We start from the raw sequence: 735 nt of genomic DNA on the forward strand, positions 1-735 counted from the left end.
CGCCCGCGCGCTGGCCGCCGCCAGGGCTCGCAGCGGCTGCGCCCCGGCCGGCAGATAGCCGCCGACCAGCGGGATCACCCCGGCGGGCGTGGGGGCGAGCAGCCGCTCCAGCCCCTCGACGTCCAGCCTGCGCTCGCCGAGTGCCACCGACTGCCAGCCGTAGTCGACCGGACCGCTCCTGCTTTTGCGCGCGGCGACGAAGGTGCCGCTACCCGGTCTGGTCACAACGACGCCCTCGGCGGACAGCAGCGCGAGGGCCCTTGCGACGGTCACCGGGCTGACCCGGTACCGCTCGACCAGCACACGGCTGGACGGCAGCCGATCGCCGTCCCGCATCGTCCCGGCCTCGGTCCGGATCCGCTGGGCAAGGCTCCCCACACTGCTATCGTGGTTCATGAGACCCAACGATAGCGCTACTCAGTCGATGCGAAGAGCGCTTCTCCTGGCCTTCCTGGGCGTCCTCACCTTCTCCTTCACCTTCCCCGCCACCGTCTGGGCGCTCGACGGCCTTGCCCCCTCACTGATCGGGATCGCCCGCGCCGCCCTGGCCGCCGTCTTCGCGGCCGTCGCCCTGCTCGCCGCCCACCTGCGGACCCGTTCGGTGACGGTGCCGCGCGGCCGCCAATGGCGGGGGCTCGCGCTGGTCGGCGTCGGCGTGGTCTTCGGATTCCCGGTGCTGTCGACGGTGGCGCTCGACCTCGGGGCGTCGGCGGGCCACTCGGCCGTGGTGATCGG

1 protein-coding gene and 1 pseudogene are annotated in these 735 nt (G+C 73.5%); one reads left to right on the forward strand and one right to left on the reverse strand.

All coding sequences use genetic code 11. The annotated features are described in order from the left end of the window. A partial coding sequence (locus ACYVE7_RS35090) for a GntR family transcriptional regulator (RefSeq protein ID WP_460370992.1) occupies window positions 1-378 on the reverse strand: 378 nt, incomplete at its 3' end. Window positions 379-424: 46 nt separating this feature from the next. On the opposite strand from ACYVE7_RS35090, the pseudogene ACYVE7_RS35095 reads away from it, so the two are divergent. Then, window positions 425-735 (forward strand): annotated as a pseudogene (locus ACYVE7_RS35095) (EamA family transporter); the annotation flags it as partial.

Source organism: Actinocorallia lasiicapitis (genome assembly GCF_054778695.1).